The sequence below is a fragment of the Acidovorax sp. sif0632 genome, from assembly GCF_019218805.1.
In the GTDB taxonomy this organism is placed as follows: Bacteria; Pseudomonadota; Gammaproteobacteria; order Burkholderiales; family Burkholderiaceae_C; genus Acidovorax; species Acidovorax facilis.
In genome coordinates this window covers 147,120-162,392 of the sequence record NZ_JAHUWW010000008.1, presented here as the reverse complement: position 1 = coordinate 162,392, position 15,273 = coordinate 147,120, and the positions used below count along the sequence as shown (strand labels likewise).

The window sequence follows — 15,273 nt, the reverse complement described above, 5'->3', positions numbered from 1 at the left end:
CCTATGAAGGAAGAAGGGCGGGGCAATGCGTGTGGACGCGCGCGCCCAGCCCCGTAAGCAGGTGCATGAGGCCCATCCACATGCGCTCAAACGCGGGCATCTCGCCGGGCACCTGCACCAGGTGCTCGCCCAGCATGCGCTGGTGCCGTCCGGCGGTGATGGGTGGCGGCGTCTTGACGCCAAAATCGAAAACCGGTTGCGTGAAGGGCTCCATCTGCCAGGCCTGCATGTCAGCCAGTGCGGGCGCGAGTTCGGCGGTGTAGGCCGACACGGTGAGGCGGGCGTTGACGAGTCCGAGTGCCTGGTAGGCCTGCAGCACCAGCGCGTCTCGCTGTGGGTCGGTGGCAGGCCTCAGCAGGGCGGACCATGCCTTTGTCACCTGGGTGCGAAAGTGCTCCGACAGGCTGCGCGTGCAGCCAAAGTCCAGCACGCCCACGGTGCCATCGGGTGCGAACAGAAAATTGCCCGGGTGCGGATCGGCGTGCACTCGGCCCAGCACAAAGAGGCAGTGCATGAACCAGTCCCACAGGTGCTGTCCGGCCCGGTCGCGCTGCGCCTGCGTGGGCTGCGAGGCCAGCCAGTCCTGCAGATGCCGGCCCGGCAGAAACTGCTGTGTGAGCACCTGAGCCCGGGTGTGCGACAGGATAGGCTGGGCCAGCACCACGCCCGGCAGCGCCGCGTGCTGTGCAAACCACTGCAGTTGTTCGGCCTCCAGCAGGTAATCCACCTCGCGCAGCAGCGTGGCCTCGATCTCGGTCATCACGCTGTCCACCACGGTGTTGGCGGGCAGCGGCATGTCGGTATGGGCCAGGGCGCGCAGCGCGGCGCGCATGAGCTGCATGTCGCTGGTGATGGTGGCGGCGATGCCGGGGTACTGCACCTTCACGGCCACCGTGCCGTGGCCTGCCAGCTGCGCGCGGTGCACCTGGCCCAGGCTGGCGGCGGCGAAGGCGGTGGGTTCGAAGTGTTCAAACAGTGCCTCAGGCTCCTGCCCGAAAGCCTGGCGGAACACGCGGCCCACCAGCGCGCGGTTGAGTGGCGGGGCCTGGTGGTGGGCGCGCGCCAGCTCTTGCCGCACACCGTCGGGCAGCAGGCCGGGGTGCATGCTGAGCAACTGCGACACCTTGAGCGCCGAGCCCCGCAACTGGCCCAGCGCGCCAAAGAGGATGCGGCCGAGGGCGGCTTCGTGGTCGGCCTGCGCTTGGGCAGATGGCGTGCGCACGCGGTGCCCCAGCTGGGCCATCCCGATGCGCGCGGCAGCGATGCCCGTGATGGTGCCGCGCGCAAGGCGGCCGGTGCGCGGCGGTTCAGTGCGTGCCATGGTCTGCCAGGCGTTGCACCATGGCCCGTGCAATGCGGCGGTGAAAGGGGGTCACCACCGCCATGTAGGCATGCCCGAGCGTGTTGTGGATGTGCACCACGGTGCTGAGCACCATGGTCGGCGGCCCAGAGGTCTCGGTCCGTCCGCTGTGCTTGGTCAGTGCAACCTGCACGTCGAGGTGCTTGTCGTCCTGGCCCATCACGACTTCGGTGTCGCTCAGGTGGCGGATGCGGAAGATGCCCACGCGGTCGCCCACACGGTAGCTGCTGGCCTCGCGCAGCGATCTGCCGCTGGCGGGCGGGTACCCATCGTGCAGTTGCCCCAGGTCCTTCAGGCCCACCAGCCGCACCAGTTTGTTGCGCACGGTCATGAGCATTTGTGTCCAGCGCGGCGTGCGGGCCACCACGTCCAGCCAGGCCTGCAGGGCGGTGTGGGATGGCTGGCCGTCAGCCACCTCGTAGGCATCAAAAAAATGGGCGCCGGGCAAGCTTGCATGGATGGCGGTGCCTGCGGGCACCTGCGTTTCGCGCACGGTGGGGGCGGTGTTCATGCGGACTTCCTCTTGCGTGGTGCGGCGGCGGGCTTGGCGGTGGTGCTGGGGGGCGGGACTGGGCTGGCTGCGCGTGGTTTGCGCGGCGTACGGGGCGGCTTGGAAGGCTCTGGCGCTGCGGGTGAACCGGCGTTTGCCGTGTGGGCCTGGTGTGCCTGGGGAGTGCTGTAGGGCGCGCTGGCCATGGCCTGCTTGGCCAGCTGCAGCATCCCCATCAGGCCGCTGCTGTGCTGCACCATGCGGGCCATCTGGCTGCGCAGCACAAAGCCGCCCAGTTGCAGCACGCGATTGACGAGCCCGCCACGCAGTGCCTGCACCAGCACACCCAGCGAAAGGTCCACCAGCTGCGTGGTGTCGGCAAATTCGTCGGAGGTGTCGGCCAGCCAGTAGGTCACCACACCGGCCAGGTAGTCGGTGTAGAGCCCACCCGCCATGCCTTTGAAGTCGCAGGGCTCGATCTCGCCACTGGCCTCTGCCGCTTCGAGAAAGCTGGCGACGGCCTCGCGCAGGCTCTGGCGCGCCGCCAGGGGCTCGGCCAGCATCGACAGCGGCGAGCGCCGCGCCAGACTGCGTACCTGGGCCACAAATTCGCGGTCGGCCAGCAGGCGCTCCAGCACGGCGTCGGTCAGGCGCTGAAGCTTTTCCTGCAGCTGATAGCCCGCGAAGCCTGGCGTCTGCAGGGTTTCGGCCAGCGCCTGGTGGACCACATCGTCCAGGTAGCCGAGCACGATGCGGTCCTTGGTGGGGAAGTACTTGTAGATCGTGGCGTCGCCAATGCCTGCTGCACGCGCGATGTCTTTCATCGTCGTGCCGTCAAAGCCCTGGCGGGTCATGAGGTCCACCGCGCTGGCCACGATCTGGCGGCGCGTGGCGTCTTGTTGCTGGCGGGTGGTTTTCATTTGACTATCTTTAAATAAACAAAATTTGTTATTTAAAGAATAGTATTTTCTGTTTGTTGCGTCAAGCAGGGGTGGCACAGCACAGCTGCTGGCGCTGTGCTCAACTCATGAATTCAGGGTGTTATTGGCCTCTAGCGCTTTTTGGTAAAGCGCTGATAGCTATCAAAATAAGAGTAAATCAACGCCGCATGGACGCAAACGCCTCAAACTCCCAGCTGCGCATCGCCAGCAGCAAGGTGTAGCCCTCGCGCTCGCGGTCGGGCAGCTTCTGGTCGGCTAGGTGCTGCTGGGCAAAGTCCTGGGCCACGCGCTGCATGCGCTCCATGAACGCAGGGGCCAGGCTGCGGCTGATGTTGCCGTGCACCAGCAGCACGCCTTCGCCCGCGCCGTCAAAGCCGCCCGCGAAGTAGTCCAGCAACGCGTGGTCACGAAAGTAGTTCATCACCGGGCCATGCGGGCGCCAGCGAAAGGTCTTGGCCAGCTTGAGGCGGTAGCGGTTCAGTGGCCGCAGCTCGATGATGCCGATGCGGTCGAGCTGTGCGAGGTACTTGATGCCCTCGGCCTCGGTGAGGCGGTAGGCGGTGGTCACCTGCTCCAGCGTCCATTGGCTGAGCACGCAGATCGCCATCAGCAGCAGCTTCTTGTCGCCCACCACGGCTTTTTCCTGCTCTTGCGTCAGCTCTTTCAACAGCGGCTGTTCGTCGGCCACACGCCGCGCCAGATCGGCAAAGTCCAGCGCCAGTGCGCGGCAGATGGCGTCGATGCGCGACAGCGGCATGTCGCCCTTGGCCAGCATGCGCTTGACGCTGGACTCGGCCATGCCCAATGCCAACGCCAAGTCGGCGTAGGTCATCTGCGCGGTCTTGAGTTCCTTCTTCAGGGCGGTGACGAGGTCGGCGGTCGTGCTCATGGGCTTGGGCTCCTTGGTATCAATTATCAATACCTGAGGTGGCTTTGGTAGCCCTCTGAGCGACTTTCTGGTGTCCAGGTGACTGCGGCTGAACACACTTCGCGGCAATCCCCACTCATCCACGGATGTGACGACCATGACTTCTCTGATTTCTCTCCCCACCCGGCGCCACAAGACCGCGACCCGCGCTGAACTGGCTCTCTTGCTGGGCGCGGCCGCGTTGCTGGCGCTGGCGTTGTTCGGCCCGGTGCTGCCCGCAAGCGCACACCAGCATGCCTTTGCCGACCAGCGGGCGCTGTGGGGCATTCCTTGCGCGGTGGATGTACTCAGCAATCTGCCGTTTGCCATCGCAGGGGTGTGGGGCCTGTGGGCGCTGCGCCGGTTGGCGCCAGGAGCGCTGGATCCCACCTCGCGCGCGCTGGCCGCCCTGTTTTTTGCAGGGCTGCTGTGTACGGCCGTGGGCTCCAGCGTTTATCACTGGAAACCGCAGGATGCGGGCTTGCTGTGGGATCGGCTGGGCATGGTGCTGCCGTTTGCAGGACTGCTGGGGCTGGCGGCCAGCCGCGTGAGCGAACGGGCAGGCTGGGCCATGGCGGGGGCGGTGCTGCTGGCGGGGCCGTTGGCCGTGCTGTGGTGGGCACACACCGGCAACCTGATGCCCTGGGCCGTAGTGCAACTGGGCGGCATGCTGGTGGTATTGGCGCTCGCCTGTCTGCCCCGGCGCGATGGTGCGCTGGCGGTGCACTTGGGCGCGGTCATTGGCCTGTATGCCGTGGCCAAGTTGTTCGAGGCGGCGGACCACGCGGTGTTTGACGCCACCTACCACTGGGTGTCGGGCCACAGCCTCAAGCATGTGTTCGCTGCAAGCGCTGCCTGGCCGGCGCTGCTGGCACTGGCGGCATTACGCAACAGCAGGGCTGGAGGTGTGCCGCAGGTCACGCTGTCCGGGCAGAATGGCGCCCACGCCGTGGGTGTTGCCCGCAGATCACGCGCATGAAGAGCCATGAAGGCGCATGAAGTGCGGGCACGGAAAATTCCAACAAGCCAACCCATCGGAAACGAGGAGAAACGCATGCACCCCGAGACTCCCTCAGCCAGCGCGGCGCCAGTGCCGACGCATGAGGACCCGAACCAGTTCGCCCTGCTGCGCCAGCGGCGATTTGCGCCGTTCTTCTGGACGCAATTTTCTGGGGCGGCCAACGACAACCTCTTCAAGTTCGCGTTCACCGTGATGGTGACCTACCAGCTCAGCGTGTCGTGGCTACCGCCAGCGATGGCGGGGCTGGTGATTGGTGCGCTGTTCATCCTGCCGTTTTTGCTGTTCTCGGCCACCTCGGGGCAGCTGACCGACAAGTACGACAAGACCAAGATGATCCGGTTCGTGAAGAACATGGAGATCGCCATCATGCTGGTGGCGGCCTTCGGGTTCATGACGGACAACGTGCCCATCCTGCTGCTGTGTACCTTTCTGATGGGCGTGCACTCCACGCTGTTCGGCCCCGTGAAGTTCGCCTACATGCCCCAGGTGCTCAACGAACGTGAGCTGACCGGCGGCAATGGCATGGTGGAGATGGGCACCTTTGTGGCCATCCTGCTGGGCAACGTGGCCGGTGGCCTGCTGGTGGCCGTCCCGGGCATTGGCCACACCACGGTGGCCGTGGCCTGCGTGGTGGCGGCCCTGGCCGGGCGCGCGGTCGCGCAGTTCATTCCCTCGCTGCCCGCCACCGACCCCGGCCTGACCATCAACTGGAATCCCTTCACGGAAACCTGGCGCAACCTGAAACTGGCGCACGAGAACGTCGCAGTGTTCCGCTCGCTGCTCGGCATCAGCTGGATGTGGTTCTTTGGCGCCGTGTTTCTGAGCCAGTTTCCGAGCCTGGCCAAGGAGGTGTTGCACGGCAACGAACAGGTGGCGTCGCTGCTCCTTGTGGTGTTCTCCATCGGCATCGGCATCGGCTCGCTGCTGTGCGAGGTGCTCTCGCGCCGCCATGTCGAGATCGGCTTGGTGCCGCTGGGCGCCATCGGCATGAGCGTGTTCTCCATCGACCTGTACTTCGCCTCGCGCAACCTGCCCCCTGCCGAGATCATGGGCTTGGCCGCCTTCATGGCCCAGGGCGCGCACTGGCGTGTGATGCTGGATCTGCTGCTGCTCAGCCTGTTTGCGGGCCTGTACAGCGTGCCCATGTACGCACTGATCCAGATGCGCAGCCAGCCCACACACCGCGCGCGCATCATCGCGGCCAACAACATCCTCAACGCGCTGTTCATGATCGCCAGCTCGCTCATCGCGGGCGCCTTGCTGGGCGCGGGCTTCACGGTGCCGCAGATCTTCCTGTTCACCGGCATTGCCAACGCGGTGGTGGCGTTCTATATCTTCATGCTGGTGCCCGAGTACCTGCTGCGGTTTGTGGCCTGGGTGTCGTCGCGCTTCGTGTACCGCTTCAAGGTGCAGGGCGACGAGAACCTGCCTTCGACGGGCGCGGCCATCCTGGCCTGCAACCATGTGAGCTTTGTCGATGCCGTGTTGCTCATGGCGGCCAGCCCGCGCCCCATCTACTTCGTGATGGACCACCGCATCTTCCGCGTGCCGGTGCTGGGCTGGCTGTTTCGCCTCGCCAAGGCGATTCCGATTGCACCCTACAAGGAAGACCCCAAGACTTACGAAGCCGCTTTCGACCGCGCCGCGCAGGTGCTGCGCGAGGGCGATCTGCTGGCCATCTTCCCTGAAGGTGGAATCACCAAGGACGGGCAGCTGCAGGAGTTCAAGGGCGGCATCATGAAGATCATCGAGCGCGCGCGCGCAGAGGGTGTTGAAGCCCCGGTGATCCCTATGGCGCTGACCAATTTGTGGGGCTCGTACTTCAGCCGTATCGAGCAGGGCGGCGCCATGGTGCGACCGTTCCGGCGGGGATTTTTCAGCCGTGTGGGGCTCAATGTGGGCCGCCCGGTGGCATCGACGCAGGTGCAGCCCGCGCTGCTGCGCACCCAGGTGGCGGACCTGCTGCAAGCATGAGCCGCGATGAATCCTCCAACGCTGCAGCGGCAGCGGCGGACCACGGCGCATTGACGGACCGCATCCTGGAATTCCTGCGCAGCATCGGCCTTGCGGTCTGCGAGGCCGAGGTCCCCGAAGGCAGTTTTCTACCCGGCGTCCGCATCGAGCGGGGTGGCCTGCGTGTGGACCGGGCGCGGCTGCGCTGGCCTGGAGACCTGCTGCATGAAGCTGGCCACCTAGCGGTGGTACCCACAGCGCTGCGATCCACCCTGGATGATGCGCTGCAGGACCTGCCCGAGGTGGCCCACGGTGGTGAGATCGAAGCCACGGCATGGGCCTGGGCGGCCACTCGGCACCTGGGGCTGGATTCCGCCGTGCTGTTCCATGACGGCGGTTACCACGGGCGCTCCGTCGGGTTGCGCACCACCTTTGAGCTGGGGGTGTACCTGGGCGCCTCGGGCTTGGCTGCTGCTGGGCTCACTCTGCTGCCCGCGCAGGTCCTGCCGGGCGGAACCCCGGCCTATCCGCACATGCTGGCCTGGCTGCGGGGCTGAGAGTCCAAAAGGGCCAAAGGCAAGGGGCCTCGCGCGGCGTTCAATCCGCGCGGATCTGCGCGCGCTGTGCAATTGCACGCATGCGTGGCAACTCGTCTTCGATCTGCGTGAGCACGGCATCGCCCGTGGCGTACGACGGCTCCAGCCCGGCGGCGATGAGCTTGCTGCGGACCTCCGCGTCCGCCAGGGTGTCGGCCAGGGCCTTGTGCAGTTTGGCCTTGGCCTCGGCGGGTAAGCCGCGTGGCGCAACCACGGCCAGCCAGGAGTCGGCCGAGAACCCGGGGAAGCCACTTTCCGCCACCGTAGGCACGTCGGGCAGTTGCGTGGCCCGCGTTGCACCCGTGACGGCAATGGCCTTGATCTTGCCCGCCTTGAGCTGTGGCAGCGCTGCGGCCACGGTGTCGATGGTGAACGGGATCTGCCCGCCCATCAGGTCGCTCATGGCGGGCGCGCTGCCTCGGTAGGGCACGTGCATCACCTTGATGCCGGCGGCAGACCACGTCAGCTCTGCCGCGAAGTGGCCGGTGGTGCCGTTGCCAAAGGAGCCGTAGGAAAACTTGTCGGGAGCGCGCTGCACCGCCCCGATCAGCTGCTTGAGATTGCCCACGGGCACCTCGCGGTTTGCCAGCAGGATCAGCGGCACGCGGGCCACCATGCCGATGGGCTCATAGCTCTTGACGGGGTCGTAGGGCAGCTTGGCATTGAGCGCCGGATTCACGGTGAACGTGGAGCCCGAACTGATCAAGAGCGTGTAGCCATCGGCGGGTGCGTTGGCCACGAAGGCCGCTCCGACCACAGTGCCTGCACCCGCCTTGTTCTCAATCACGATGGGCTGGCCAAGGCGGTCGCCCAGCTTCTTGCTGATCGTTCGACCCACGATGTCCACGGCGCCCCCTGGCGGGAAGGGAACGATGAGCTGTATCGGCTTGGTCGGATAGCCTTCGGCAAGCGCCAGCCACGGCGTTCCGAGTCCCAGCCCCGCGAGGGCTGCTGCCAAGAGGGTCACGCTGCGTCGTCTGTCGATCTGCAAGCACTTCATGGGGCACTCCTTGGAGGGGAAAAGCGTAGGCCTCCAGCATCGAGGCCAGGGCCACTCAGATCAACGACAGCCGGGCCAGCGGTGCCAGCCGGTGCTGCTCGCTGGACGCATCAGCCGTTGCGAAAAAGAAAGCTGTAGGCGTTGAGCGCTGGCACGCCTCCCAGGTGCGCGTACAACACGCGAGAGCCTTCGGGGAACTCGCCCTTGCGCACCATGTCGATCATGCCGTGCATGGACTTGCCTTCGTACACCGGGTCGGTGAGCATGCCTTCCTGGCGCGCACACAGGCGGATGGCTTCGAGCGTGCCCTCGTTGGGCAGGCCGTACTCAGGGCCGCCGTAGCGGGTGTCCAGCACCACGTCTTCGGCGGTCAGATCCTGGCCCAGCTCCACGAGCTTGGCGGTGTTTTGGGCGATGCGCAGGATCTGCGCATGGGTCTTCTCGGGTTTGGCCGAGGCGTCGATGCCGATCACCTTGCGCGCCCGGCCATCGGCCGCAAAGCCCACCACCATGCCGGCCTGCGTGCTGCCCGTGACCGAGCACACGACGATGTAGTCGAACTGGAAGCCCAGCTCTTTTTCCTGCTGGCGAACCTCTTCGGCAAAGCCCACAAAGCCCAGGCCGCCATACGGGTGCTCGGAGCAACCGGCCGGGATGGGGAAGGGCTTGCCACCGGCCTTTTTCACATCGTCCATGGCTTGCTCCCAGCTGGGGCGGATGCCGATGTCGAAGCCCGCAGCATCCAGGCGCACATCGGCACCCATGATGCGGCTCATCTCGATGTTGCCCACGCGGTCGTACACCGCATCGGAGTAGTTCACCCAGTTCTCCTGCACCAGCACGCACTTCATGCCCAGGTGTGCGGCCACGGCGGCCACCTGGCGTGTCTGGTTGGACTGGATGCCGCCAATGGAGACCAGCGTGTCGTAGCCGCCCGCAATCGCCTCGGGGATGAGGTATTCAAGCTTGCGCGTCTTGTTGCCGCCGAAGGCGAGACCGCTGTTGCAGTCCTCGCGCTTGGCGTACAGGTGCACCTTGCCGCCCAGGTGGGCCGACAGGCGCGGCAGCGGTGTGATGGGCGAGGGGCCGAAGGTGAGCGGGTGGCGGGCAAATTTCTGCAGGTTCATGGCGGTTTCCGGTCGATGAAGAGAAGGCGCAAGCGGGGGGCTTGCAGTGTCTTCATCGTAAAAAAATGCGCGCATCACGTGGTTGCAAAATTTGTTCGAATTTCAGCGTTTATGGTTTATGAAAGAGAATATTGGCGAAAAATGTTTCTATAAATAATCTATGTGCGCAATAAAAGTTCGTGTCAAGAATGTGCCGCAGGCCGATGTCTCGGCCGAGCTGGACCGCACCGACAAAGCCATCTTGCGCCAGCTGCAGCGCGACGCGTCGCTGTCGAACGTGGCTTTGGCCGAGAAGGTGCACCTGAGCCCACCCGCCTGCCTGCGCCGGGTGGATCGTCTCAAGCGCCTGGGGCTCATCGACAAGGTGGTGGCACTGCTCAACCCCCAGGCCGTGGGCGCTGGCATGCTGGTGATGATTGGCGTGGTGCTGGACCGCTCCACGCCCGAGTCGTTTGCCGAATTTGAAAAGGCGGCAGCCAAGGTGTCGGGCTGCATGGAATGCCATGTAGTCACTGGCGAGTTTGACTACTTCATGCTGGTGCGCACGCGCGACAACGACAGCTTCAATCGCCTGCACGCCGAGCAACTGCTCTACCTGCCGGGCGTGCGGCAGGTGCGCTCATTCATGGTGCTGCGCAATGTGCTTTCGACCACCGAGCTGCCGCTGGCGGTGTAAGCCCCATTTCTTTATTGCGCCCCGCGCAGCCGCCCCATCACCGCCGTCCAGGCGGTGCCGCCAAACAGGTTGGCCACCAGCCCCGCCATCAGCAGCCCGGCGCCCGCAAAGTGCACAGGCAGCAACTGCTCGCCAAATACCACCCAGCCCGTGGTCAGGCCCACCACGGGCACCAGCAGCGTGAACGGCGCCACGCGGTTTACGGGGTAGCGCGACATGAGGTAGGTCCACAGCCCGAAGCCCAGCAGCGTGGAGATCCACGCGATGTAGGCTACGGCGGCCATGGATTTCAGCGACAGGTTTTGCACCGCTGCCAGCACAGCACTGGGGCCGTCCATCACCAGCGCCAGGGCCACAAACGGCAGGGGCGCCACCAGGCTGGACCAGACGATGAAGGCAAACTGGTTCATCGGCCCATAACGCCCCACGGCGCGGGTCACGATATTGCCGCAGCCCCACAGCGCTGCCGCCGCCACGGTCAGCGCGAAGCCCGCCAGCGGCATGGAGGCCCCATGTGCACTGCCAATCAGCACCAGCCCCACACCTGCCAGCGCCAGGCCCGCCACCTGGTTGCCTAGCCATTTCTCACGCAGCCACCAGGCGGCCAGCAGCAGCGTGAAGAACGACTGCGCTTGCAGCACCAGCGAGGCCAGGCCCGAAGGCATGCCCATGTGGATAGCGGTGAACAGCAGCGCAAACTGGCCCACGGCCATGGTCATACCGTACAGCAGGTAGAGCCGCAGCGGCACCTTGGGTGGTTTGACGAACAGCAGCGCCGGAAACGCCGCCAGAAGGTAGCGCAGCGCGCCCAGCAGCATGGGAGGGATGTCGGCCACGCCCACCTTGATCACGGCAAAGTTCAGCCCCCAGACGACGATGACGAGCAGGGCGAGGGCGAGATCACGAGGGCGCAGGGGCAAATTCATGGTGAGGCCGTAGAAGGGTCTGGCTGGATGGGGAGATTGTGCGTGGGCATGCTGGGGGTGGCCGGTACCGATGGGCCGGATCTCGATCAAAACAAGACATTTCTCGCGCGCCTCGCGCCTTGCATCCCATTCTGGCAAGGGCCTTGTGCGACCCCGAAAAAATCTTGAACAGGTTCTAAATAAGCGTAGCCACCTCGATCGCGCGCTCGCGCAACCACTGCAGAGCCAGGTCCTTGTCTCGATGGCGGTGCCATTGAAGGGTCTGGCGCATCACCGGGATTTCCAGGGGGGGCTCCCATACGTGGATGGGCAGCCCGTACTGCAGCGCGCGTTGAGCAAGGCGCTTGTGCACGGTGGCAATGCGTGCGGTGCCGATCACCAGGCTGGGCAGGGATGCGAGGGTGGGCGCGGTGACTTCGATGCGGCGCTTGACGCCGAAGCGCTCCAGAAACCAGCCATCGAACGCGGGGATCTGCCGCGCGCCGGAGTAGTCGGCCACCACATGTCCCGCCGCCAGGTAGTCGTCAAAGCTGAGCTGGCCTTGGATGTGCGGGTTGCCCGTCCAGGTGACGCACATGTATGTCTCCTCGAACAGCGTCATGCTCGGGTGTTTGGCCGACACATATTGCTCGGGGATGATGAGCATGTCGGCCCCGTACTCCTCCAGCTGTTCCACGGGGCGGGCGTTTTGCGCCCGCAGATGCACTTGCACCCCGGGCGCTTCGTGAAACAGCCTCTCGATCAGCGGCTGCATGAACACGGTGGTGGTGAAGTCTGACACCAGCAGCGTGAAGCTCCGGGTGTCGGTAGAGGGGTCAAAGCGGGGCTTCTCGGCGATGGTGCTGTCGATGCGCATCAGCACCTCACGCACAGGGTCCAGCAGCGCCTCAGCGCGGGGCGTCAACACCATCTGACGGCCCTGCGGCACCAGCAATTCATCGTCGAAATACGCACGCAGCCGCGCCAGCGCATTGCTGGTGGCGGGCTGGCTCAAGTGGATGCGCTCACCCGCGCGGCTGATGTTGCGTTCGGTCAGCAGCGCGTCCAGCGCCACCAGCAGGTTCAGGTCGAGTTTGTTGAATCGCATGGGCTACGGGTAAACGTTGATATTCGCTATATCAATTAATGGAATCTGAAAAATCCATTTTTCGAATGTGAGCTTACTCCCTACAGTAGCCACCGAACCGATGTCCAGCCCCTTTGGTCATCAGATTCCCAAAAAAACAGAACGGAGACAAATGATGAAACACTGCCCATCAGGCGCAGTGCGGCGGGGTGCTGCCCAAAGCCGCAGAAGCCGCCTCACGCTGGCCCTTGCCACTCTGGCTGTCACCCCCTGTGTTTCTGCCATCGAGCTGGACACCGGCAACCCCGACTGGAAGCTGCGCTGGGACAACACCGTCAAATACAGCCTCACCGGCCGCCTCAATACGGCACTGCCTGAGTTGTCGTCCGCGTTGCCCCTGGCGGCCAACCAAAACGACGGCAACAACAATTTCAAGCGTGGTGTGGTGTCCAACCGCGTGGACCTGCTCAGCGAGCTGGATCTGACCGGCCCCAGCTACGGTGCGCGCCTGAGTGCGGCGGCCTGGTACGACCAGGCCTATAACAGCCATACGGACAACACCAGCGCCACGTCCAACCACAGCCCTGCGAGCGAGTTTCCGGCGGAGACCCGCAAGCTCATGGGGCGCAAGACCGAGCTGCTGGACGCCTTTGTGTACGGGCGCTTTGATGTGGCCGACAAGCCCGCCACGGTGCGCCTGGGCCGCCACACCCTGTTGTGGGGAGAGAGCCTGTTCTTTGGCGCCAATGGCATCGCGGGCGGCCAGGCCCCGCTGGACCTGATCAAGCTGCTGTCGGTACCCAACTCCACCTTCAAGGAAGTGGCCCGGCCGACCGGCAAGGTCTCGGGGCAGGTGCAGCTGTCGTCCGACGTGACGGTGGGCGCGTACGTGAACTACGAGTGGGAGAAGACCCGGCTGATGCCCGTGGGGGCCTACCTCTCGACCAGTGATTCGCTGGGCCCGGGTGCAGAGCGCATCAATGCGGGGCCCACGGGCACGTTCATCCGGCAGGCGGACCTGGAGGCCAAGAACCCGGGCCAGGGCGGCTTGCAGCTGCGCTGGCGGGTCGAGTCCATCGACACCGATCTGGGTTTCTATGCCATCCGCTACCACGCCACCACCCCCAGCAACATCAACAACGTGCTGGTGGGCCTGCCCCCTGCTTTGACAGCCAGCAGCTACCGCTGGATGTACCACGAGGGCGTGCGCGCCTATGGCGCCAGCTTCTCCAAAACGATTGATAACTGGGGCCTGGCTGGGGAAGTCTCGGTGCGCCACAACGCGCCCCTGGCTAGCTCTGGGCAGTCCACCCTAGCCACTATTGGTGTGAATGCGGGCCTCAACAACAACAGCAACCCGGGCTACGCGGTGGGCGAGACGGCCCATGCGCAAGTGTCCTGGATCGCATCGCTGGGCCCCTCGTGGATATCGCGCGAAGCGTCCTTTGTGGGCGAGGTGGCCTGGAACCAGCGCACCAAGGTCACACGCAATGCGCAGATGCTCAATCCCAATGCGGACAAGTCGGCCACTGGCGTGCGCATGGTGTATTCGCCCAGCTACCGGCAGGTGCTGCCGGGTCTGGACCTCACCCCCTCCATCGGCATGGGCTACACGTTTGGCGCCTCGTCAGCCGTCGGCCCGGGTTTTGGGGTGGACAAGGGCGGCGACATCAACCTCGGTCTGGCCGGGGTGTACCTGGGCACGTGGAACGTATCGCTGAACTATGTGCATTACCTGGGCAAGGCCGCGCCCACGCTTGATGCCGCCAACAACGCGCAATACAAGCAAGCGCTCAAAGACCGCAACTCGCTGACGCTCTCGGTCCGCACCACTTTCTGATCTGGAACTCTGTCATGAAGCACTACCTGCACATCGCGGGCGTCTGCCTGCTGTCGTCTGTGGCCCTGGGCGCTGCACACGCCGCCGTGAGCGCCGAGGAAGCCGCCAAACTCAAAACCGAGCTGACCCCCCTGGGGGCCGAGCGCGCGGGCAACAAGGAGGGCACCATCCCCGCGTGGAGTGGTGGCTACACCACCCCCATTGCGGGCTTCCAGAATGGCGGGCGCCGGGGCGACCCGTTTGCCAGCGAAAAGCCGCTGTACAGCGTCACCGCCGCCAACATGGTCGAACATGCGAGCAAGCTGACCGAAGGCACGCAGGCGCTGCTCAAGAAATACCCGCAGACCTTCCGGGTCGATGTGTACAAGACGCACCGCACCGCCGCTGCGCCGCAGTGGGTTTATGACTACACGGCCAAAAACGCCACGCAGGCCAAGCTGGATGGCGAAAAGGTGACGGGTGCCTACGGAGGCATTCCATTCCCCATCCCCAAGACGGGCGAGGAGATCATGGCCAACCACGAACTTCACTGGCGTGGCGAGGCCTGGCAGGCCGACTTCCGGGGCTACCTGGGCACGGCCAATGGCCAGCGCGTGCTGTCGGTGGAGGGGCGCGGTGACTTCCAGATGCCCTACTACGCCCAGAGGCAGCACGACAAGTTCACAGGCGAGTACTGGACCATCCGCCTGGTCAACAGCGGCCCACCGGTGCGTGCGGGCGAGGCCATCACGGGCCGGTCGCACCTGGACCAGGACAAGAGCGCATCGTGGGTGTACCTGACGGGGCAGCGCCGCGTGCGCAAGCTGCCCAATGCCTGCTGCGACACGCCCACGCCTGCCACCGCAGGTGTGGCAAGTTTCGACGAAATCGACGTCTTTGCTGGGCGCAACGACCGCTTCGACTGGAAGGTCGTGGGCAAGCAGGAGATGCTGATCCCCTACAACAGCAACCGCCTGCATACGCCGACCAAGGACAGCGATGTGCTATTGGCCAATCACCTGAACCCCGACCACGTGCGCTGGGAGCTGCACCGCGTTTGGGTGGTGGAGGCCACCCTCAAGCCCGGCCAGCGCCACCAGGCACCCAAGAGCCGCTACTACGTGGACGAAGACACCTGGGTGGCCGTGCTGGGCGACCGCTGGGATGCCAAGGGCCAGCTGTGGAAGACCATCTGGTCCCACCCGGTGGTGATGCCTGACCTTCCTGCCACCACACCGCAGCAGCAGTGGGGCTTCAACGACCTGATCTCTGGGGCCTGGTATGCCAGCGGCGTGGTCAACGAGCGCAACCAGCACTACAAGATCGTGCCGCGTCGCACGGACAGCTTCTTCTCGCCCGATGCGATGGCGGGCGAGGGTGTCCGCTGAGCG

14 protein-coding genes are annotated in these 15,273 nt (G+C 65.0%); 6 read left to right on the top strand and 8 right to left on the bottom strand.

Annotation, left to right across the window (positions count from 1 at the left end; translation table 11 throughout):
* Position 1 precedes the first annotated feature (1 nt).
* The 4 genes from KW832_RS22210 to KW832_RS22195 all read right to left on the bottom strand — a co-directional run bounded on the left by KW832_RS22210 (position 2) and on the right by KW832_RS22195 (position 3,680).
* Positions 2–1,321, bottom strand: coding sequence for an AarF/ABC1/UbiB kinase family protein (locus tag KW832_RS22210; protein ID WP_218301491.1), 1,320 nt, complete (start codon positions 1,319–1,321; stop codon positions 2–4).
* On the bottom strand, positions 1,308–1,871 hold the full coding sequence (locus KW832_RS22205) for a DUF2867 domain-containing protein (RefSeq protein ID WP_218301492.1): 564 nt from the start codon (positions 1,869–1,871) through the stop codon (positions 1,308–1,310). The genes KW832_RS22210 and KW832_RS22205 overlap by 14 nt, the downstream gene beginning before the upstream one ends.
* On the bottom strand, positions 1,868–2,770 hold the full coding sequence (locus KW832_RS22200) for a TetR/AcrR family transcriptional regulator (RefSeq protein WP_218301493.1): 903 nt from the start codon (positions 2,768–2,770) through the stop codon (positions 1,868–1,870). The genes KW832_RS22205 and KW832_RS22200 overlap by 4 nt, the downstream gene beginning before the upstream one ends.
* Before the next feature lie 178 nt (positions 2,771–2,948).
* Positions 2,949–3,680 (bottom strand): helix-turn-helix transcriptional regulator, encoded by a 732-nt coding sequence (locus KW832_RS22195; protein ID WP_055401999.1) that lies wholly within the window; start codon positions 3,678–3,680, stop codon positions 2,949–2,951.
* A 136-nt stretch (positions 3,681–3,816) separates the two neighbouring features.
* Here KW832_RS22195 and KW832_RS22190 point away from each other — a divergent pair, with 136 nt between their 5' ends.
* The 3 genes from KW832_RS22190 to KW832_RS22180 all read left to right on the top strand — a co-directional run bounded on the left by KW832_RS22190 (position 3,817) and on the right by KW832_RS22180 (position 7,229).
* Complete coding sequence (locus tag KW832_RS22190) at positions 3,817–4,677, top strand: hypothetical protein (RefSeq protein ID WP_255577905.1); 861 nt, start codon at positions 3,817–3,819, stop codon at positions 4,675–4,677.
* Positions 4,678–4,752: 75 nt separating this feature from the next.
* Positions 4,753–6,693: an MFS transporter gene (locus KW832_RS22185; RefSeq protein ID WP_218301494.1), complete on the top strand. Its 1,941-nt coding sequence runs from the start codon at positions 4,753–4,755 to the stop codon at positions 6,691–6,693.
* Positions 6,690–7,229: a hypothetical protein gene (locus KW832_RS22180; protein WP_218301495.1), complete on the top strand. Its 540-nt coding sequence runs from the start codon at positions 6,690–6,692 to the stop codon at positions 7,227–7,229. Before KW832_RS22185 ends, KW832_RS22180 begins: the two co-directional genes overlap by 4 nt.
* A gap of 40 nt (positions 7,230–7,269) precedes the next feature.
* On the opposite strand, the gene KW832_RS22175 is transcribed toward KW832_RS22180, so the two are convergent.
* A complete protein-coding gene (locus tag KW832_RS22175) occupies positions 7,270–8,268 on the bottom strand; it encodes a tripartite tricarboxylate transporter substrate binding protein (protein WP_218301496.1) in 999 nt (332 codons plus the stop codon).
* A gap of 110 nt (positions 8,269–8,378) precedes the next feature.
* Positions 8,379–9,395 (bottom strand): 1-aminocyclopropane-1-carboxylate deaminase, encoded by a 1,017-nt coding sequence (locus KW832_RS22170; RefSeq protein WP_218301497.1) that lies wholly within the window; start codon positions 9,393–9,395, stop codon positions 8,379–8,381.
* 160 nt (positions 9,396–9,555) lie between these two features.
* On the opposite strand from KW832_RS22170, the gene KW832_RS22165 reads away from it, so the two are divergent.
* Entirely contained in the window at positions 9,556–10,071 is a 516-nt protein-coding gene (locus KW832_RS22165) for an Lrp/AsnC family transcriptional regulator (RefSeq protein ID WP_218301498.1), read from the top strand.
* A gap of 11 nt (positions 10,072–10,082) precedes the next feature.
* On the opposite strand, the gene KW832_RS22160 is transcribed toward KW832_RS22165, so the two are convergent.
* Both KW832_RS22160 and KW832_RS22155 read right to left on the bottom strand, forming a co-directional pair.
* Positions 10,083–10,997: an EamA family transporter gene (locus tag KW832_RS22160; protein WP_218301499.1), complete on the bottom strand. Its 915-nt coding sequence runs from the start codon at positions 10,995–10,997 to the stop codon at positions 10,083–10,085.
* A 175-nt stretch (positions 10,998–11,172) separates the two neighbouring features.
* On the bottom strand, positions 11,173–12,084 hold the full coding sequence (locus KW832_RS22155; RefSeq protein WP_218301500.1) for a LysR family transcriptional regulator: 912 nt from the start codon (positions 12,082–12,084) through the stop codon (positions 11,173–11,175).
* Positions 12,085–12,238: 154 nt separating this feature from the next.
* Here KW832_RS22155 and KW832_RS22150 point away from each other — a divergent pair, with 154 nt between their 5' ends.
* Together KW832_RS22150 and KW832_RS22145 are read left to right on the top strand one after the other, a co-directional pair.
* Entirely contained in the window at positions 12,239–13,903 is a 1,665-nt protein-coding gene (locus KW832_RS22150; protein ID WP_255577904.1) for a DUF1302 domain-containing protein, read from the top strand.
* 14 nt (positions 13,904–13,917) lie between these two features.
* Entirely contained in the window at positions 13,918–15,270 is a 1,353-nt protein-coding gene (locus tag KW832_RS22145; protein ID WP_218301501.1) for a DUF1329 domain-containing protein, read from the top strand.
* Positions 15,271–15,273 lie beyond the last annotated feature (3 nt).